This is a genomic window from Pauljensenia sp. UMB3104 (assembly GCF_030217285.1).
In the GTDB taxonomy this organism is placed as follows: Bacteria; Actinomycetota; Actinomycetes; order Actinomycetales; family Actinomycetaceae; genus Pauljensenia.
This window is the reverse complement of the sequence record NZ_JASONN010000518.1, coordinates 1-244: the sequence shown is the minus strand read 5'-3', so window position 1 is coordinate 244 and position 244 is coordinate 1. Positions and strand designations below refer to the sequence as shown.

Annotated in this window: 1 protein-coding gene; it reads right to left on the bottom strand. The window is 68.4% G+C overall.

Features of this window, described 5'->3' with window-relative positions; translation table 11 throughout:
• The coding region (locus QP415_RS12625) for a TrkA C-terminal domain-containing protein (RefSeq protein WP_285100301.1) at nt 1–244 on the bottom strand (244 nt) is incomplete at both ends.

Sequence of the window (244 nt, the reverse complement as noted above, 5' to 3'; positions counted from 1 at the left end):
GGGGAAGCGACCAACTGACGCAGGTCCTCCAGCTCGGCGGTGTCCGCATCGGGCACGAGAAGCAGAAGCTCATCGGAGGCCTCGAACACGTCGTCGGCGCTTGGCGTGATCGGACGGCCGTCGCGTAGGAGCGCGGCGAGGACCGAACGGGCCGGCAGCGCCAGGTAATGGACGCGCTTGCCCACAACCGGGGAATCCTCGGGCAGGATGAGCGCGTGCATCGACACGGCGGCCGTGTTGAAGG